Origin of the sequence: Streptomyces sp. NPDC058464 (assembly GCF_042721035.1) — a bacterium.
In the GTDB taxonomy this organism is placed as follows: Bacteria; Actinomycetota; Actinomycetes; order Streptomycetales; family Streptomycetaceae; genus Streptomyces.
Genome location: NZ_JBHXMA010000041.1, coordinates 88,036 through 104,653 on the forward strand (window position 1 = coordinate 88,036; position 16,618 = coordinate 104,653).

At 69.2% G+C, this 16,618-nt stretch carries 15 protein-coding genes and 2 pseudogenes; 10 read left to right on the forward strand and 7 right to left on the reverse strand.

Translation table 11 applies throughout. From position 1 onward, the window contains the following. The 5 genes and pseudogenes from ACFWPQ_RS40155 to ACFWPQ_RS40175 form a co-directional block, all read left to right on the forward strand. The coding region (locus ACFWPQ_RS40155) for an FMN-binding glutamate synthase family protein (protein ID WP_384046450.1) at nucleotides 1–764 on the forward strand (764 nt) is incomplete at its 5' end. Further along, nucleotides 764–1,942, forward strand: coding sequence for an NAD(P)/FAD-dependent oxidoreductase (locus ACFWPQ_RS40160; protein WP_384046453.1), 1,179 nt, complete (start codon nucleotides 764–766; stop codon nucleotides 1,940–1,942). The genes ACFWPQ_RS40155 and ACFWPQ_RS40160, both read left to right, overlap by 1 nt. Nucleotides 1,943–1,952: 10 nt before the next feature. Continuing rightward, nucleotides 1,953–2,390 carry a HutD family protein gene (locus tag ACFWPQ_RS40165; protein ID WP_384046496.1) on the forward strand — a complete coding sequence of 146 codons (438 nt, stop codon included), beginning with the start codon at nucleotides 1,953–1,955 and terminating at the stop codon, nucleotides 2,388–2,390. Then, a complete protein-coding gene (locus ACFWPQ_RS40170; RefSeq protein WP_384046456.1) occupies nucleotides 2,383–3,585 on the forward strand; it encodes an allantoate amidohydrolase in 1,203 nt (400 codons plus the stop codon). Before ACFWPQ_RS40165 ends, ACFWPQ_RS40170 begins: the two co-directional genes overlap by 8 nt. 48 nt (nucleotides 3,586–3,633) lie before the next feature. Next, nucleotides 3,634–3,839, forward strand: a pseudogene (locus ACFWPQ_RS40175) (S-(hydroxymethyl)mycothiol dehydrogenase); the annotation flags it as partial. A 129-nt stretch (nucleotides 3,840–3,968) separates the two neighbouring features. On the opposite strand, the gene ACFWPQ_RS40180 reads toward ACFWPQ_RS40175, so the two are convergent. Further along, complete coding sequence (locus ACFWPQ_RS40180; protein ID WP_384046458.1) at nucleotides 3,969–4,619, reverse strand: helix-turn-helix domain-containing protein; 651 nt, start codon at nucleotides 4,617–4,619, stop codon at nucleotides 3,969–3,971. Nucleotides 4,620–4,707: 88 nt separating this feature from the next. Further along, the gene (locus ACFWPQ_RS40185) at nucleotides 4,708–5,613 is read right to left on the reverse strand and encodes a LysR family transcriptional regulator (protein WP_384046461.1); all 906 of its coding nucleotides are present in this window, start codon (nucleotides 5,611–5,613) and stop codon (nucleotides 4,708–4,710) included. Between the two features lie 195 nt (nucleotides 5,614–5,808). Here ACFWPQ_RS40185 and ACFWPQ_RS40190 point away from each other — a divergent pair, with 195 nt between their 5' ends. The 3 genes from ACFWPQ_RS40190 to ACFWPQ_RS40200 all read left to right on the forward strand — a co-directional run bounded on the left by ACFWPQ_RS40190 (nucleotide 5,809) and on the right by ACFWPQ_RS40200 (nucleotide 9,863). Continuing rightward, complete coding sequence (locus ACFWPQ_RS40190; RefSeq protein WP_384046464.1) at nucleotides 5,809–6,609, forward strand: electron transfer flavoprotein subunit beta/FixA family protein; 801 nt, start codon at nucleotides 5,809–5,811, stop codon at nucleotides 6,607–6,609. A gap of 20 nt (nucleotides 6,610–6,629) precedes the next feature. Beyond that, the gene (locus tag ACFWPQ_RS40195; protein WP_384046466.1) at nucleotides 6,630–7,595 is read left to right on the forward strand and encodes an electron transfer flavoprotein subunit alpha/FixB family protein; all 966 of its coding nucleotides are present in this window, start codon (nucleotides 6,630–6,632) and stop codon (nucleotides 7,593–7,595) included. Between the two features lie 966 nt (nucleotides 7,596–8,561). Next, nucleotides 8,562–9,863 (forward strand): ammonium transporter, encoded by a 1,302-nt coding sequence (locus ACFWPQ_RS40200; RefSeq protein WP_384046469.1) that lies wholly within the window; start codon nucleotides 8,562–8,564, stop codon nucleotides 9,861–9,863. Nucleotides 9,864–10,055: 192 nt separating this feature from the next. Here the strand turns inward: ACFWPQ_RS40200 and ACFWPQ_RS40205 are convergent. Next, a pseudogene (locus ACFWPQ_RS40205) lies at nucleotides 10,056–10,409 on the reverse strand (catalase); the annotation flags it as partial. 125 nt (nucleotides 10,410–10,534) lie between these two features. On the opposite strand from ACFWPQ_RS40205, the gene ACFWPQ_RS40210 reads away from it, so the two are divergent. Together ACFWPQ_RS40210 and ACFWPQ_RS40215 are read left to right on the forward strand one after the other, a co-directional pair. Then, nucleotides 10,535–11,104, forward strand: coding sequence for a TetR/AcrR family transcriptional regulator (locus ACFWPQ_RS40210; RefSeq protein WP_384046471.1), 570 nt, complete (start codon nucleotides 10,535–10,537; stop codon nucleotides 11,102–11,104). Nucleotides 11,105–11,165: 61 nt separating this feature from the next. Then, on the forward strand, nucleotides 11,166–11,792 hold the full coding sequence (locus ACFWPQ_RS40215) for a DUF1349 domain-containing protein (protein WP_384046474.1): 627 nt from the start codon (nucleotides 11,166–11,168) through the stop codon (nucleotides 11,790–11,792). Nucleotides 11,793–12,245: 453 nt separating this feature from the next. On the opposite strand, the gene ACFWPQ_RS40220 is transcribed toward ACFWPQ_RS40215, so the two are convergent. The 4 genes from ACFWPQ_RS40220 to ACFWPQ_RS40235 all read right to left on the reverse strand — a co-directional run bounded on the left by ACFWPQ_RS40220 (nucleotide 12,246) and on the right by ACFWPQ_RS40235 (nucleotide 16,428). Then, nucleotides 12,246–12,587, reverse strand: coding sequence for a hypothetical protein (locus ACFWPQ_RS40220; protein WP_384046477.1), 342 nt, complete (start codon nucleotides 12,585–12,587; stop codon nucleotides 12,246–12,248). An 825-nt stretch (nucleotides 12,588–13,412) separates the two neighbouring features. After that, nucleotides 13,413–15,698, reverse strand: a complete 2,286-nt coding sequence (locus ACFWPQ_RS40225) for an MMPL family transporter (RefSeq protein WP_384046480.1) — start codon at nucleotides 15,696–15,698, stop codon at nucleotides 13,413–13,415. Nucleotides 15,699–15,814: 116 nt separating this feature from the next. Next, entirely contained in the window at nucleotides 15,815–16,081 is a 267-nt protein-coding gene (locus tag ACFWPQ_RS40230; protein WP_361302520.1) for a hypothetical protein, read from the reverse strand. After that, on the reverse strand, nucleotides 16,078–16,428 hold the full coding sequence (locus tag ACFWPQ_RS40235; protein WP_384046484.1) for an ArsR/SmtB family transcription factor: 351 nt from the start codon (nucleotides 16,426–16,428) through the stop codon (nucleotides 16,078–16,080). The genes ACFWPQ_RS40230 and ACFWPQ_RS40235 overlap by 4 nt, the downstream gene beginning before the upstream one ends. Nucleotides 16,429–16,618: the final 190 nt, after the last annotated feature.

The window sequence follows — 16,618 nt, forward strand, 5'->3', positions numbered from 1 at the left end:
GCGACGGCATCGTCCAGCTCTCGGACTCGAGCGACCCCGACTGGACCGGCCCGGACGACCTCACCATCAAGATCAACGAGATCCGCGAGATCACCGACTGGGAGAAGCCGGTCTACGTCAAGGTCGGCGCCTCGCGCACCTACTACGACGTCAAGCTCGCCGTGCACGCCGGCGCGGACGTCGTGGTCGTGGACGGCATGCAGGGCGGCACCGCCGCCACCCAGGACGTCTTCATCGAGCACGTCGGCATCCCGACCCTCGCCGCCGTTCCGCAGGCGGTGCAGGCGCTCCAGGAACTCGGCGTCCACAAGAAGCCGGACGGCGTCCAGCTCATCGTCTCCGGCGGGATCCGCTCCGGGGCCGACGTCGCCAAGGCGCTCGCCCTCGGTGCCGACGCCGTCGCCATCGGCACCGCCGCCCTCATCGCGCTGGGCGACAACGACCCGAAGTACGCCGCGGAGTACGAGAGGCTCGGCTCGGCGGCCGGGTTCTACGACCAGTTCCAGGCGGGCCAGGACCCCGCGGGCATCACCACCCAGGACCCGGAGCTGCAACAGCGGCTCGACCCGGTCGAGGGCGGCCGCCGAGTCGCCAACTACCTGCGGGTACTCACCATGGAGGCCCAGACGATCGCCCGCGCCTGCGGCAAGGCCCACGTCACCCACCTCGAACCCGAGGACATGGTCGCCACCTCCATCGAGGCGGCCGCCATGGCCCGCGTCCCGCTCGCCGGTACCTCCTGGATCCCGGGGCAGGGATTCTGATGGCGACGAAGGCAGTGGTCGTCGGAGGCGGCCTGATCGGGCTCTCGATCGCCAGGGCCCTGACGCGGCGCGGACTCACCGACGTGCTCGTCCTGGAGCGGCACCAGCTCGCCGGCGGCGGCACCGGCAAGTCCAGCGGGATCGTACGCGCGCACTACGGCGTGCCCTCGATCGCCGCGATGGCGTGGCGGAGCATGCCCGTCTTCGAGGAGCTCGGCGACCGGGTCGGCTTCCGCCAGGTCGGCTACACCGTCATCGTCGGCGAGGAGAACGCCGAGCCGCTCAGGGCCAACACCGCCATGCACCAGGGCCTCGGCATCGACGTCGACCTGATCGACAACGACCGGCTGGCCGGGCTGTGGCCGATGATGGAGGTCGGCGACGTCGCGCTGGCGTCGTACGAACCGCGTGGCGGGTTCGCGGACGCCACCCAACTCGCCCTGCACTACGGCCAGGTGGCCCGTGACCAAGGCGCGCGCATCCGGCAGAACACCCCCGTCGCCCGCATCCTCACCGCGGGCGACAAGGTGACGGGTGTCCTGCTCGACGGCGGTGAGGTGATCGATGCTGATCTGGTCGTCGTCGCCTCGGGTTGGTGGTCCGCGAAGCTGCTCGCCGGCCTCGGGATCGACTTCCCGATCGAGGCCTACCGCTCGGAGCTCCTCATCGTCGACGCCGGCGAGCCGCTGCCGAACCTCCCGGTCGTCTCCGACCTGGTGAGCCTGCAGTACTGCCGGCTGGAGGGCGCGGGCCAGTTCCTCGTCGGCAACAGCGACCACGCCGACTTCCAGAAGAAGTTCGTCGACCCCGACAACTACTCCAACATCGCCGGCGAGGCCAGTATCGAGAAGTACGCGGAAAAGGTGATGCACCGCTTCCCGGGCTTCCCCGACCCGTCGGTCACCCACACCTACGCCGGCGTGTACGACGTCCCGCCGGACTGGAACCCCGTGATCGCCCCGGTCGGAGGCGTCGACGGCCTGATCCTCTCCGCCGGCTTCGCCGGCCATGGCTTCAAGATCAGCCCGGCCGTGGGCGACCTCGTCGCCGACCTGGTGTTCGAGGGCGACAGCACCGACCCCGACGTCCCCGCCTCGGACTTCCGCCTCGAACGGTTCGCCGAGGGCAAACCGCTGAACAGCCTGCACCCCTATGCCGGTGCCGGCGAGATGCGGTGACGTGACCGGGATGCTCGACCCCTCCCGGGTGGCCCCGACCCCCTGGCGCAACGGTGCCGGAGCCACCCGGGAGCTCGCGACCGGGACGGACGCGTCCGGCCGGGTCCTGTGGCGTATCAGCGTGGCCGATCTCGACCGCGACGCGCCGTTCTCGACGTTCCCGGGGCTCGATCGCCTCTTCGTCGCGCTCGGCCCCCTGCGGCTGACGGTCGACGGGCGGCGACAGCGGCTCGCGGCCGGCGACCAGGCGCGGTTCGCCGGCGAGGCACCGGTCACGGTGGCCCTCGACACGCCCACCCGGGCACTCAACGTGATGACGCGACGGGGCGCGTGCCGGGCGGAGGTGATCCTCCGCCCGGCGTCCGCCCCTCGCCTCCCGGCCGACGCCACCGTCCTGCTGGAAGAGCTGGCCGCCGACATACGACTGTTCAAGGAACCCGATGACTGACACCGTCTCCTCCCTGCTCGCCGAGATCGCCGACGTCGGCACGGACCCCCAACGCGGCGGCTACACCCGGTCCGTCTACTCCGGTGCCGAACTCGATCTGCGGTCGTGGTTCGTGGCCCACGCGCGAAAGCGCGGGCTCGACGTCGAGACCGACCGCAACGGCATCATCTGGGCCTGGCACGGCGGCGTCGGGGACGGGGCCGTCGTGACCGGCAGCCACCTCGACTCCGTCCCGGGCGGCGGCGCGTACGACGGCCCCCTCGGCGTGGCCTCGGCGCTGGTCGCCTTCGACCAACTCGACGCCCGCGGTGTCGCCGGGCGGCGCGCAATCGCTGTCTTCCCCGAGGAGGAAGGCGCCCGCTTCGGCGTGGCCTGCCTCGGGTCACGGCTCCTGACGGGCGCGATCGACCCCGACCGGGCCCGGTCGCTGACCGACACCGACGGCGTCACCTTCGCCGAGGCGGCCCGGCGCGCCGGCCTCGACCCCGCACACCTCGGCCCCGCCCCCGAGACGCTGGCGCGGATCGGCACCTTCGTCGAGTTGCACGTCGAACAGGGGCGCGGCCTCGTCGACCTGGAACGGCCGGTGGCGGTCGCCTCCTCGATCCTCGGGCACGGACGCTGGCACATCGCCGTGTCCGGCGAGGGCAACCACGCCGGCACCACCCTCATGGCCGACCGGCGTGACCCCATGGTGGCCGCGGCACTGCTGGTGGCCGAGGTGCGGCGCCTCGCCCGCACCGTCCCGGACGCCCGGGCCACCGTCGGTCGGCTCGTGCCCGTGCCCGGTGGCACCAACGTCATCGCCTCCCGGGTGGACCTCTGGCTCGATGTACGCCATCCCGACGACGCCGTCACCCGCCATCTCGTCGACGAGGTCGGGCGGGCCGCGCGCAAGCTCGCCACGGAGGAGGGCTGCACCGCGGAGATGACCGAGGAGTCCTTCAGCTCCACCGTCGACTTCGACCCACGGCTGCGCGACCGGCTCGCCGACGTGCTCGACGCGGCGCCGCGGCTGGGCACCGGCGCCGGCCACGACGCCGGCGTCCTCAAGGACCACGTGCCGACCGCGATGCTCTTCGTACGCAACCCCTCGGGCGTCTCGCACGCCCCCGCCGAGCAGGTGGAGGACGCCGACGCCGAGACCGGCGCCGCGGCGCTCGCCGACAGTCTGGAGACACTGCTCGGCCGGTGAGACGCGGGCGCGGCCCGAGGGTGGGGCGGGAGGGTGGGGCGGCAGGGAGGGGAGGGCCGGGCGTACCGCCGCGACGAGCCCGAGTACTGCTTCAACTCCCGCAACACGACTCGGAAGTCGACGCCGACCGACGGGCCGGACCCCGGCACCGAGCTGTCACCGGCCCCGGGCATCGGGGCGTTCGCGGGGAAGACCCCGGTGGCGGCCGGCAGTGCACCAAGGTCGACCCGGCGGCATGTCCCGCCGCAGTGGGGTGACCGAGGAGATCGCCATCGGCGACGTCGAAGCCGCCTTTGAACGCATGCAGCCCCGCGATGGCAGGAGCCTCGAACCGTCTCTGCCGGGGGAGGTTCCTGCCTTCCGTAACAGCCTGGACGGCGGCCTCACTTGGTGCCGTCGGGGAAAGCGATCACGGAAAGGAAGCGGATCGGTAGGTCCACCAGGTCGACGGGGCCGTGGGCTCCCTCGCCGTCGAGGATCAGGGCGTCGCCCGGCTTGAGGCGGTAGACACCGCGTCCGTGGCCATAGTCCATCGCGCCTTCCAGCATGTAGATGAACTCGGTGCCGGGGTGCTGGAAGAGTGGATAGGTCTGGCTCTTCGCGGTGAGAGTCACGAGCAGGCACTCAAGGCGTCTGTGCTCACCGCGAAGGGATCCGAGGAGCTTGTAGTCATGCCCCACCTGGCTGCCGCTGCGAACGATCGGTGTGCCTCGCCCGGCCTTCACATAGGAGGCCGGGCGCTCGGCGTCGGCTCCGCGGAACAGTGAGGTCACCGGAATGTCGAGGCCTTTGGCCAGCAGGGAGAGCGTGCTGAGGCTGCACGAGGTCTGCGCATTCTCGATCTTGGACAGCATCGCTTTGGAGATACCGACCTGGGCCGCCAGGTCGGTGACCGAAAGCCCGCGCTGATGGCGCAGTTCACGCACGTTGCGGGCGATCGCCGCCTCGAGTTCGAGCGTCTCGATCGGCTCGTCGGCAGGGCGGTCGCGTGCCGTGCCGACGTTGCGCAGCAGCGCGTTCGTGTCTTCTCCCATGAGTACACCCTAACGTCACAGTGTCCACTGCCAGTGACCGCGGCTCAGCCGGCTCCTACCGGAACGGGAGCCGCGCCCACTGCGGTTGTCAGGCCGACGAGGCCGATGAGGGTGCGGACACGGCGGCCGCCGCCTCGAAGAGTTCCCGCCGGAACAACCGCGCGGCCGGGGTGAGCGTCTGTGGTTCGGCGACGTACATCACGGTGGTCGGGCGGGAGTCGATCCGGGCCACTCGGACCGACGAGGGCATGAATGACGTGACCGACTCCGGCAGCAGCGTGAATCCCACACCCGCGGCGACGAAGCCGAGCGCCGTCTCCTGGTGGACGACGCGGGTCCGCACGCGAGGGAACGGCATACCGTTGAAGATCGGCCTGATCTCCGCCACGAAGCCGGGCATGTCCCTGGTGGGGAAGAAGATCAGCGGTTCGCGTGCCAGGTCCTCGGCGCTGACGCGCTCGTTCGCGGCCAGTGGATGGTCCTTCGGCAGGCAGGCGACGATCTGTTCTTCGTAGAGTCTCCTGGTCTGCAGGTCGAGGGCGCCCGCTTCGCCCCGCACAATGCCGATGTCGATCGTTCCCTCGTGCACTCTTTCCACCTGCTCGGCGCTGGTGAGCGGTACGAGGTCGATGTCGAGGTCGGGTGCCCGCTCACGGATGCTCCGGACGGCGTGGGGCAGGATCGAGTAACTGGCCGAACTCGGGAAGCCGACCCGGAGGCGCCCTGCCCGACCGGCCGCGACTTGTTCCAGGTCCGCCGTCGCCTGGTCGACCTGTTCCAGGATCGCGACGGCGCGGCGGTGGAACTCGGCGCCCACCGTCGTCAGTCGCACGCTCCTCGTCGTCCGCTCGAACAAGGGGAAGCCGACCTCTCGCTCGATGCGCTTGATCTGGGCACTGAGCGGTGCTTGGGACATCTGCAGACGCTGAGCGGCGCGCCCGAAGTGCAGCTCTTCGGCGACAGCGACGACGCACCGCAGCTGGCGAACCTCCATGGGGACAACCCTAAGCGATTATTTCTTGAATCGGCACAATCAGGCACCGATTGATATTGGACATGCGCTTCCTCGGGGGATGTACTCGTGTGGTGTCCCTGGCCCGCTTCCCGTACGCGCAGAGGCCACAGGCACCGGTCGCCTTCGTGACGGTGCACCCCAGGTCCCCCAGCGAACGCATGAGGACAGCCCCGAATGATGATCACAGTACTTGTGAAGTACGTACCGGACGCGACTGCCGACCGGCAGTTCGAGTCGGACCTCACCGTCGACCGTGCGCATGTCGACGGTCTGCTCTCCGAGCTCGACGAGTACGCCGTCGAGCAGGCGCTTCGGATCAGGGAGGCGCGCGAGGACGAGGATGTCGAGGTCACCGCCCTGACCGTCGGCCCCGCCGACGCGGAGGCAGCGGTCCGCAAGGCCCTGCAGATGGGCGCCGACAAGGCCGTGCTGGTCTGTGACGACGCGCTCGCCGGCTCGGACGCGGTCGCCACCTCGCTGGTGCTGGCCGAGGCCGTCAGGAAGGCCAACGGCGGTGTCGTGCCCGACCTGGTCATGTGCGGCATGGCCTCCACCGACGGCGGAATGGGCGTCGTCCCGGCGATGCTGGCCGAGCGTCTCGGCCTTCCGCAGATCACCCTCGCCTCGGCTGTCGAAACCGAGGGCGACCAGGTACGTGTCAACCGCGACGGCGACGTCGCGACCGAGGCCATCGGCGGCACCATGCCACTCGTTCTCTCGGTCACCGACCAGTCGGGTGAGGCCCGCTACCCGTCGTTCAAGGGCATCATGGCGGCCAAGAAGAAGCCGTTCGAGACCCTCGACCTCGCCGAACTCGGCCTGGAGGCAGGCCAGGTCGGCCTCTCGGGGGCGTGGACCACCGTCGAGGCCGCCGACGCCAGCCCGGCGCGGACCGCCGGTGAGATCGTGAAGGACGAGGACGGCTCGGGCGCCAAGGCGCTGGCCGACTTCCTCGCGTCGAAGAAGTTCATCTGAGGCAGGGGAGTCAAAGAACAATGACGGAGATTCTGGTTCTCATCGACCACGTCGGCGGCGCTGTCAGGAAGCCGAGCTTCGAGCTGCTGACCATAGCCAGACGGCTCGGCGAGCCCTCCGCCGTCTTCATCGGCGACGCCGATCAGGCCGCCACCGCCGCCGAGGCCGTCAAGGCGTACGGCGCCGACAAGGTCTATGCGATCGACGACACCGAGATCAAGGGCTACCTCGTGGCCCCGAAGGCCGAGGCCCTGCAGCAGATCGCCGCCGCCACCGACCCAGCCGCGATCCTGCTCCCGTCCTCGGCGGAGAACAAGGAGATCGCCGGCCGCCTGGCGATCAAGCTCGGCTCCGGCCTGATCACCGACGCCATCGACCTCCAGGCGGGCCCCGTTGCCACCCAGTCGGTGTTCGCCGGAACCTACACCGTCAAGGCGAAGGTCACCCGGGGCACTCCGATCATCACCGTCAAACCGAACTCCGCCGTGCCGGAGGAGGCCGCCGGCGCCGGCGTGCTGACACCGTTCGCGGTGACCGTCTCCGACGCCGCCAGGTCCGCCCGGATCGTGGCCTCCGAGCCGCGCCAGGCCTCGGGGCGTCCCGAGCTGACCGAGGCCGCGATCGTGGTCTCCGGCGGCCGCGGCACCGGTGGCGACTTCACCCCCGTCGAGAACCTCGCCGACGCGCTGGGTGCCGCGGTCGGCGCCTCGCGTGCCGCCGTCGACTCGGGCTGGATGCCGCATACCTTCCAGGTCGGCCAGACCGGCAAGACCGTCAGCCCGCAGCTGTACGTCGCGGGCGGCATCTCCGGTGCGATCCAGCACCGCGCGGGCATGCAGACCTCGAAGACCGTCGTCGCCGTCAACAAGGACGAGGAGGCGCCGATCTTCGAGCTCGTCGACTTCGGTGTCGTGGGCGACCTCCACACCGTCCTCCCTGCCCTTACCGCCGAGATCAACCAGCGCATGGGGCTGAGCGTGGGATGACGTCATGGAGCCGCCCTCGGGCGGTCGCCGGAGGCGTCACCATCCTGTCCACTGCTTTGATGGCTGGTGCGCCTTCCGGTAGGACGCGATCTGCTGTGCCGAGCCGCGCCGCCTCCCTGACTCCGAGTTCGCCGGGAAGCTGTTGCGCCCGTTCCCGACGACGGCTTCACCGTCTTCGGCCCAGACCCGCACCGTCCCGACCTGGGACGCGTCGTCACCGACGGCCCCCTCGTCACGCTGCGGACAGGGGCCACTGTCACGCCGGCGAACGGGCGAGCGGCGATCACAGCTACACGGTTGCGTCTGGGAAGGCGATGACAGAAGGAATCGGACAGGAACCTCGACGAGGTGTATGGGGCCGTGAGCGCCTTCGCCGTCGAGTTGGAGCGAATCACCAGGGTGCCGAGGAGGTCGACCGCCTCATGTCCGGCAGCGCACCCCGGGTACTTCGTGGTGGATTCCGAAAGCGCGGCGCGGCGCGCGACCGAGCGTCACGCGGAGGTTGGAAGCGTGGCGCGGTGGGCCCGGGCTTCGAAGATTTCAGCGCACACTCCCAGGCCCTCACGCTGCAGTTCCTGCGCTACTACGCGCAGTAGGCGCGGGAGTTCCCCTACCGCACGCGCGGGTGCGCCCGGACGGGGGCACCACCCGGATGCTGCGCGAGCCCGTCGGGGTGGTCGCGGCGATCGCCGTGGAACGGTCCGCTGCCCGTCTCGCCCTGCTCGGGGCACGGCGCCGGGTTCGCCCCGCCGATCGGGGCGATGGCCGCCGAACTGGCCACGGGCCGGGCCGAGCCGCATTCCCGGTTCGGGCTGGACCGGGCGGCCCGGGCAGTGGCCGAAACTCGCCCTTAATTCGGCGCTTGAGCGTCCGTAACACCCGATCGGTCTACTGCAATGAAACTTCGTTTCCTTCTGCGGGACCCGCTGTCCGTGGGACCCCCGATCCACTCCGCGGAGCGTGCGCATGGACACCGGAAGTACCGCCTGGATGCTCGCGAGCACGGCACTCGTCTGTCTGATGGTGCCGGGCCTCGCGCTCTTCTACGGCGGCATGGTCGCCGCCAAGAGCGTCCTCAACATGATCATGATGACGTTCGGGGCCGTGGCCCTGGTCGGCTGTATCTGGGTCGTCTACGGTTACTCGGCTGCGTTCGGCGACTCGATCGGCGGTGCCGGGATCCTCGGTGACGTCACCGAGTACTTCGGCATGAGCGGCATCATCAACGACAACCCGAAGGCCGTCATCCCCCTCTCGGTCTTCGCCGCCTTCCAGGCGCTGTTCGCGGCCCTGACCGCTGCCCTGATCTGCGGCGCGATCTCGGACCGCATCAAGTTCGGGGCCTGGATGGCCTTCACGGGAATCTGGGTCACCCTGGTGTATCTCCCGGTCGCGCACTGGGTGTTCGCGTTCGACGGCGACAACGTCGTCGGCGGCTGGATCGTCAACAAGCTCGGCGCGATCGACTACGCGGGCGGCACGGCCGTACACATCAACTCGGGTGCGGCGGCCCTCGCCGTGATTCTCGTCCTCGGCAAGCGCATCGGCTGGAAGAAGGAGGGCGGCGCGGAGAAGCCCCACAACCTGCCCCTGGTGATGCTCGGCGCGGGCCTGTTGTGGTTCGGCTGGTTCGGCTTCAACGGCGGCTCCGCGCTCACCTCCTCCAACGCCGCCTCCGTCGTCGTACTGAACACTTTCACCGCCACCTGCTCCGCCATGCTCGGCTGGCTGGTCGTGGAGAAGCTGCGCGACGGCCACGCCACCAGCCTCGGCGCCGCGTCGGGCGCGATCGCCGGACTGGTCGCCATCACCCCGTCCTGCGGGGCGGTGTCCCCGGTCGGCGCGCTGCTCCTGGGTGTGATCGGCGGCGCGGTCTGCGCCCTGGCCGTCGGCCTCAAGTACCGGCTCGGCTACGACGACTCGCTCGACGTCGTCGGCATCCACCTGGTCGGCGGCATCACCGGCACGCTGCTCGTGGGCGTGCTGGCCACCTCCGCCGCCCCGAATGGTGTTGACGGCCTGCTCTACGGCGGTGGTCTCGGCCTCCTCGGCAAGCAGGCGGTGGGCGCCTCCGCCGTACTGCTGTACTCCTTCTCCGTCACCTGGCTCATCGCCAAGGCCCTCGACAAAACCATGGGCCTGCGCGTCCGCCCCGAAGTCGAGGAGGGCGGCGTGGACGTCCACCTGCACGCCGAGAGCGCCTACGACCTCCTCCACCCCGTGGCCACCGACTCAGCGCCCGCCGTCTCCTCGTCTCCGACGCTCTAGCCTCCGCGTTTCACCTGCGGTGGCGTCCAGATCTTGAGCCGGAACGCGAAAGTGCCTTCTGAGCTGGGATGATGAGGTTTGTCTAGGGCTCCTGTCACCACAGCAGGAAGGCACTTTCTGCGTGCACACCACCGGGTCGCGTCCCAAACTCGTCGTGTCAGCCGACGGTCGCGGGGTGGTCAGTCATGCCGGGTTGGGGCCGCCGAGCCGGGTGATCTGCGTATCCACGTAGCTGAACAGGCGCCCGGTGAGCAGGGGTCGTCGGTGATGTCGATACCCGGCACGAGATGGCCGCCGTGGAAGGCCACCTGCTCTGTCTCGGCGAAGAAGTTCACCGGGTTGGCGTTGAGGGTGAGCAGGCCGATCGGTAGTACCTGCGCCAGCTCCTCCGGGACGATCTTGGTGGGATCGAGAAGGTCGATGCCCTGGGACGTCTGGTACGCGGGTGTCGGGGAAGGTCTGGATCCCCAGTTCCCACTGGGGGAACGCGCCTGCCTCGATCGCGTCCGCCAGGTCCCGGCGGTAGAAGTCCGGGTCCAGGCCGCTGCGACAGCCGCCGCGGACCACTTCGCCCCGTGATGTGGCCGCCGCCCGCCCTTATCGTACGAACGTTCCCATGGTCTGATGAGGTAAGTCGCTGCAGGGTGCCAATCGCGAGGAGTCCTGAGCCGATGAGTGCCGTATCGCGGCGAACCGAGCCGCAACGACGAGACCGCATCCTGGCCGTGACACTGGACACCATTGAGGAGCGGGGGCTGAGCGGCGCGACGTACCGCACCATCGCCACGGCAGCCGACGTGCCTCTCGGGTCGATGACCTACCACTTCCCGAACCGAGACGATCTGATCTTCACCGCGTTCGAGCGCTTCGCGAACGATCTCTTCTCACCGCTCGACGAGTCCATGGGAGATCTCGAACCTGGCGAGGACCCTCGTGAGCGCCTCGTCCAGATGATCGTCGCGGACTCCCGCGACCGCAGGCGCGACATGGTACTGCTGGCCGAGCTGTACGTTCTGGCGATCCGCGACGAACGCTACGCCGAACTGATGCGGCAGTGGATGCGACGCGCCAAGGACGCCATCTCCCGCCACATCCACGGCGTCAGCGGTCACGTCATCGACGCCGTACAGGAAGGCATCGGCCTGCAACGGTACTTCCTGCCACAGGAGTTCACCGAGGACGTCGTCCGCCGCACCTTCCACGACCTCACCCCCAAAGCACACAGGGCCCGCACACCTTGAACCAGACACCCGCGTTCCGGCGTTGCGGCTTGCCAATGGTCAGCCCGCAGGAGGAAACGATATGACCATCACCCGTAACGTGCCCGGCCTGCCCTTCCCCCTCTCGCCGTCGTCCGGCGAGGCGTGGACCACCGACGAGGCGACCGCCACGCTGACAGCCGCAGCGGCCGCTCACAGCGACATCTTCATCGACCCGGGAGCGGACTCTCAGCTCAACGCCGAGTCCATGCTCAACGCCGCGACCCTGCTCGGCGTCCCCCCGGAGGGCGACTTCCAGTTCAGCGCACGCGTCACCGTCAACTTCGAGTCCACCTTCGACGCCGGCGTACTGCTCTTGTGGATCGATGACCGCAACTGGGGCAAGCTCTGCTTCGAATTCTCTCCCGACCGCGAGCCCATGATCGTCTCCGTGGTCGCCCGCGGCGTCGCGGATGACGCCAACGCCTTCGCTGTCGACGGCCGGACGGTATGGCTGCGCGTCTCCCGAATCGATCACGCCTTCGCCTATCACGCATCACTCGACGGCAAGACCTGGCGGATGATCCGCTTCTTCACCCTCGACGACACATCCACGCCCGCCTCCATCGGCTTCGAGGCACAATCGCCGACCGGTGACGGCTGTGTAGTCACCTTCGACGACATCCACTTCACCCGCGAGCGTCTGCACGAACTCCGCGATGGCTCGTGACTCAGAGGGCATTCAATTTAGGAAGATCGCCCTGTTTACCCTAGCCTCAATACCGGGACTTTGTTGGTGATGTTGGCGGGGTCATGTGGTGGCTGCGGACAGGCACAGTGCGTGGAAGCGGGTGGTGCGGCGGCGGATTCTGGGGGTGCTGGATACCCAGTCGGAGACTCGGGTGACGTTGCAGGCCAGGGCAGTCTCGAACAGGACATCGAGCCGGTCCCGGATGAACATCGCCGGAGTGCCCTTCGGGCACGCCGCCCGCGCTGTCCGCACCGTCCTCACCGGAATCCGTTGGAAACTCCTCGGCCGTAACGACACTGCCCCCACACCCCAAAACCCAAGGCCACCCCGCACTCCTCCAGCGAACCATCCGACGGCCCCACCGTCAGCGCCCCGGACAACATCACCAACAAAGTCCCGGTATTGACGCTAGACGAGTCGTTCCGAACACGGTCAGTGCTCATAGGCGGTCAGTGGCCGGCTGACCGCCCGGCCGGTCTGGAAGTTGTGCCAGATCGCGGCGGCGAGTGCCAGGACACGCCGCGCGACGCGGACGGCGACGCCTTCGACAGTCCGTGCGCCGTGCTGCGCCAGGTCGAGCCGGCCTTTGAAGGTGTCGTTCACGGACTCGATGAGCCGGCGGACCTTCTTGAGCATCAGTTCACCGGGCCGCGTCACCTCCCTCTTCCGGGGCGCCCTCAGCAGCGTGGTGCCCTGTGGGGACAGCGACCGCTCGAACAGCTTCGACGCGAAACCCTGGTCGCTGATCAGCAGAAGGCCCGGCCGTTCGCGCACCACCGGCGTCGACCTCCAGCGTCGCGGCCGGCACCTCCCACTCTCCGAGCTCGGGATCGGCCAGCGCCCACAGGATCAGCATCCCGGTCGGGGTGCACACCACGTACAGCCGCAGCCCCCAGAGGAACCGCGAATGCGACGTGCAATAGCCGTAGTTCGCCCAGCCCGCCGGTTCCGACCGCCGGGCCGTGAGGCGTGACGTGCCGCACGGGATCGGCGTTCCTGCGGGATGAACGGGAACAGATGCCGGTGGTGCACATGGGCATGAACAGCAAAGCCCCCAGTCAGAGCACTGGATCCCTACTCCCCGATGCGCACCCCTTGCGCCCCCTCCCCCGACAGCCTGCTCCCCAAGCTGACCAATCATCAGGAGCGCAACACAAAAGACCGGGTCAGAGCGCATCTGACTCGATCTCAGGTGGAGCTGCTTTCGGGATTCGAACTCGACGAGACCTACGCATACGAGTACGGGGCTCACCGAAGCGATCGCATGCCGCCCGAGTATCAACTGCCCAACCCCGCAGGCGTCTCACGCAGCATGAGGTACGTTGCAATCAGCTCTCGACAAGAAGCCCCAAAAAAAAGTCCCCGACGTGATTCAAGGCAAGCCTGGCCATGCCAAAATTGCAGGTCAATCCCATGATCAACAGCCGTCCACATGTTCGTCAAGTACAAGGAGACGGCCCGGGGCGGGCTGGCGGTGAACATCATCGAGTGCTGAGGGGGGCGGTCGGCCCCTGACCCGCGCGGGGATCCGGCGGCCTTGTGTGCGGGTGGTGCATGCATCGTCCACGGGAACCGGATCCGTACAGCCGGTCCGTTCGGCTACAGCGGAACCGTGCGAGCGCTCCGGCCCGGGAGCCGGCTGCCGTCCTCGCCGGGCCGGGGCGACCAGGCACGGTCGCCGAGCAGGGCCAGGGCGGCGGGCAGGAGTACGCCGCGGACGACGGTGGCGTCGACGATGACGGCGACCGCCATGCCGACGCCCGTCATCTTGTACTCGATGGCGGAGAGACCGACGAACACCGTGAACACACCGATCATGATCACGGCCGCGCTGCTCACCACACCCGCACTGCTGCTGATTCCGTCGATGACCGCGGCACGCGAGTCGGCGCCGCCCGCCCAGCGCTCCTTGATCCGGCTGAGGATGAAGATGTGGTAGTCCATGCTCAGCCCGAAGAGGATGACGAACATGAACAGGGGTAGCCAGGCGACCACGCCTCCGTAGGAGGTGAAGCCGAGCAGCGACCCCAGATGCCCGCTCTGGAACACCCAGGTGAGGACGCCGTAGGCCGCGCCGATCGAGAGCAGGTTGAGCAGGATCGACACCAGCGGGATCGCCCAGGAGCGGAAGGCCGCCGCCATCAGGACGAAAGCCAGGGCGAGAACGAAGACGAAGATCACCGGGGCCCGGCTGTCGAGCCGGCGGGCGAAGTCGTAGGGCGTCGCCGTCTTGCCGCCGACCGCGTAGTCGATGCCCTGCACCTTGCCGAGGGTGGCGGGCAGCACCGTGTTCCTCAGCTTCTCCAGGGACGCGTTGGACGTGTCGTCGGTGCCCTTGCCGACGAGCGGTACGCGCACCACGACCACGTCGCCGACGGAGACCCAGGTGATCGGCTCGGCGATGCCGCTGCCGGCCGTGGCGGCCTCCTGGTGCAGGGCGTCGACGGCCGTGCGCAGGGCGGGGGTGTCGGCGCTCGATCCGTCGTCGGCGGCGATCGCCACCCGGGCCGGGCTCGCGGCACCCGGGAACGCGTCGTTCATGCGTACCGCGGCGTCCACCTTTGCGACGCTGCGCGGCAGGCTGTCGGTCGTGGCCGGGTCCTGGAGCCGCATCCCGAACGCGGGCAGCGCCACGAGCAGCAGGGCCAGGGCGGCGACGCCGCCCGTCAGGGCGGGGCGCCGCACCACGGTGCGGGCCACCGCGGACCAGACGCGCGACTCGCGCGCCACGGTCCTGCGCCGGCCCAGCCAGGGGATGCGGGCCCTGTCGATCCGGTGCCCCAGGGCGGCGAGCGTCGCGGGCAGCACGGTGACGGAGCCGAGCACCGCCATGCCCACGACGATCACGGTGCCGGCGGTGAGGCCCTTGAAGACATCGAGTCCGGAGAACAGCAGGCCGAGCACGCACACCATCACGGTGAGGCCGGAGACCACCACGGCGCGGCCCGAGGTGCGGGCCGTGATCGCGAGCGCGTCCCGGGTGTCACGTCCCGCCAGCCGTTCCTCCCGCTCCCTGCGCAGACAGAACAGCGAGTAGTCGATGCCGACCGCCATGCCGACGAGCAGCACGATGGCGGAGGCGGCGCTGTTGACCGGCACGAAGTGCCCGACGGTCCGCAGCAGTCCGAACGTGCCGATCACCGCGGTCGCCGAGAGCAGGAGGGGAACACCGGCGGCGATCAGCGAGCCGAAGACGACGAGCAGGATCACCAGGGTGAGGGGCAGCGAGGTGACCTCGGACTTCTTGAAGTCGTCCTTGATCGCGTCGTCGACCACGGCGTTCAGGCTGCGGTCGCCGGCCGGCACGATCCGCAGGTCCGGGTTGCCGTCCTGCACCTCCTTCAGCAGGCTGACGACCTTGGCGTAGTACTCCTTCTGCTTCTCCAGCGGGCCGCCGAGTTCGAAGGTCACCAGGCCCGACCGGCCGTCGCCGGACAGCCATCGCCCGCCGTCGGCGCCGAGCGGCGAGCCGATGTCCCGTACCCCCGCGTCCGCGCTGCGCAGCTTGGACACCAAGTCCGCGGCGGCGTTCTGCAGTTGGCTGCTCTCGGTGAACCTGGGACCGTCGGCCTCGCGCGACCGGAACAGCACGTTCTCGCGGATCGAGTCACCGCTGTCCTCGGTGCGCACGATCTGCTGGGCCCGGCCCGCCTCACCGGGATCGGTGGACCGGGCGTCGGAGCCGCCGATCAGCGCGCTGGAGAGGACGGCGACGATCACCAGCGCGAGCCAGCCCGCGATGGCGAGGCCCTTGTGCCGGACCGACCATCCGGCGACGGACTCCACGACCCCACGAGCGGGTCCCACCGGCTCCAGGGCCCGCGGTCCGTCCGGCCTCTCTTCTCCCGCGGGCAGCCCGCGGTCCGACTTGCCTGTGCGCAGCATGAGCTGCTCTCCTTACACGTGGAGGAGCGTATCCAGGGAAAACTCGCCCAGCGGCGAGGGACATGCCTTCCGAACACTGGGTCGCCGAGTTGCAGCTCGGCGGCCCAGTCATGCGTCTACTCGACTTCTTTGAGGATCCGCTCCAACGACGCCATGCGGCCGTCGATGTCCGCCAGCCGGCGTTCCGTCTCCTGCTGGGCCGCGAGCGACTGCTCGGCCAGCTTGCGGTACTCCTCTTCACGGGCCAGCACGGCCTTCGCGCGCCAGTTCGCGCCGAACTGCCAGATGATCACCGTGAGCACCACGGTGATCAGCAGGAAGACGCCTATGACGCCGAACACTTCCTGCCAGTCGGTACCGGTCTGATAGTCGGTGGCCTTCATCGGACAGTCCCCTCCCCGTCCTCGCGGGTCGTGTCGACACCGGTCGGCTCCGGCACCGCGGCCGCGATCGCCTCCGGTGTCAGGTGCACCGAGAACCGCGTCACCTCGTAGAACTTCATCGCTTTCCCATCAGGTGAGATCTCCAGCTGCGCCGACACCAGTCCCGCGGCCTCCAGCTTCTTCAGGTGGACCTGGAGAAGCGCACGGCTGATCCCCATGTCCCGAGCCAACTGGCTCACGTACTTCCGCCCACCGGCCAGAATCGCCACCACCCGCAGACGGTGCGGGTTGGCCAGCGTCGCCAGCGTCAGCACCAGCTCGTCGCCGCTCGGGAGAGGCGCTTTCATAGCAACACCCGGTACATGCAAAGAAAGATTAGCAGGTACCAGTCAGAGTTGGCACATGCCATGCGGACCCTCGGCCGGGTCTCCGGGTCCCGGAGCGGAGGGGGAAGGGGGACGGGGGACGGGGGACGGGGGACGGGGGACGGGGGACGGGGGACGGGGGACGGGGGACGGGGGACGGGGGACGGGGGAC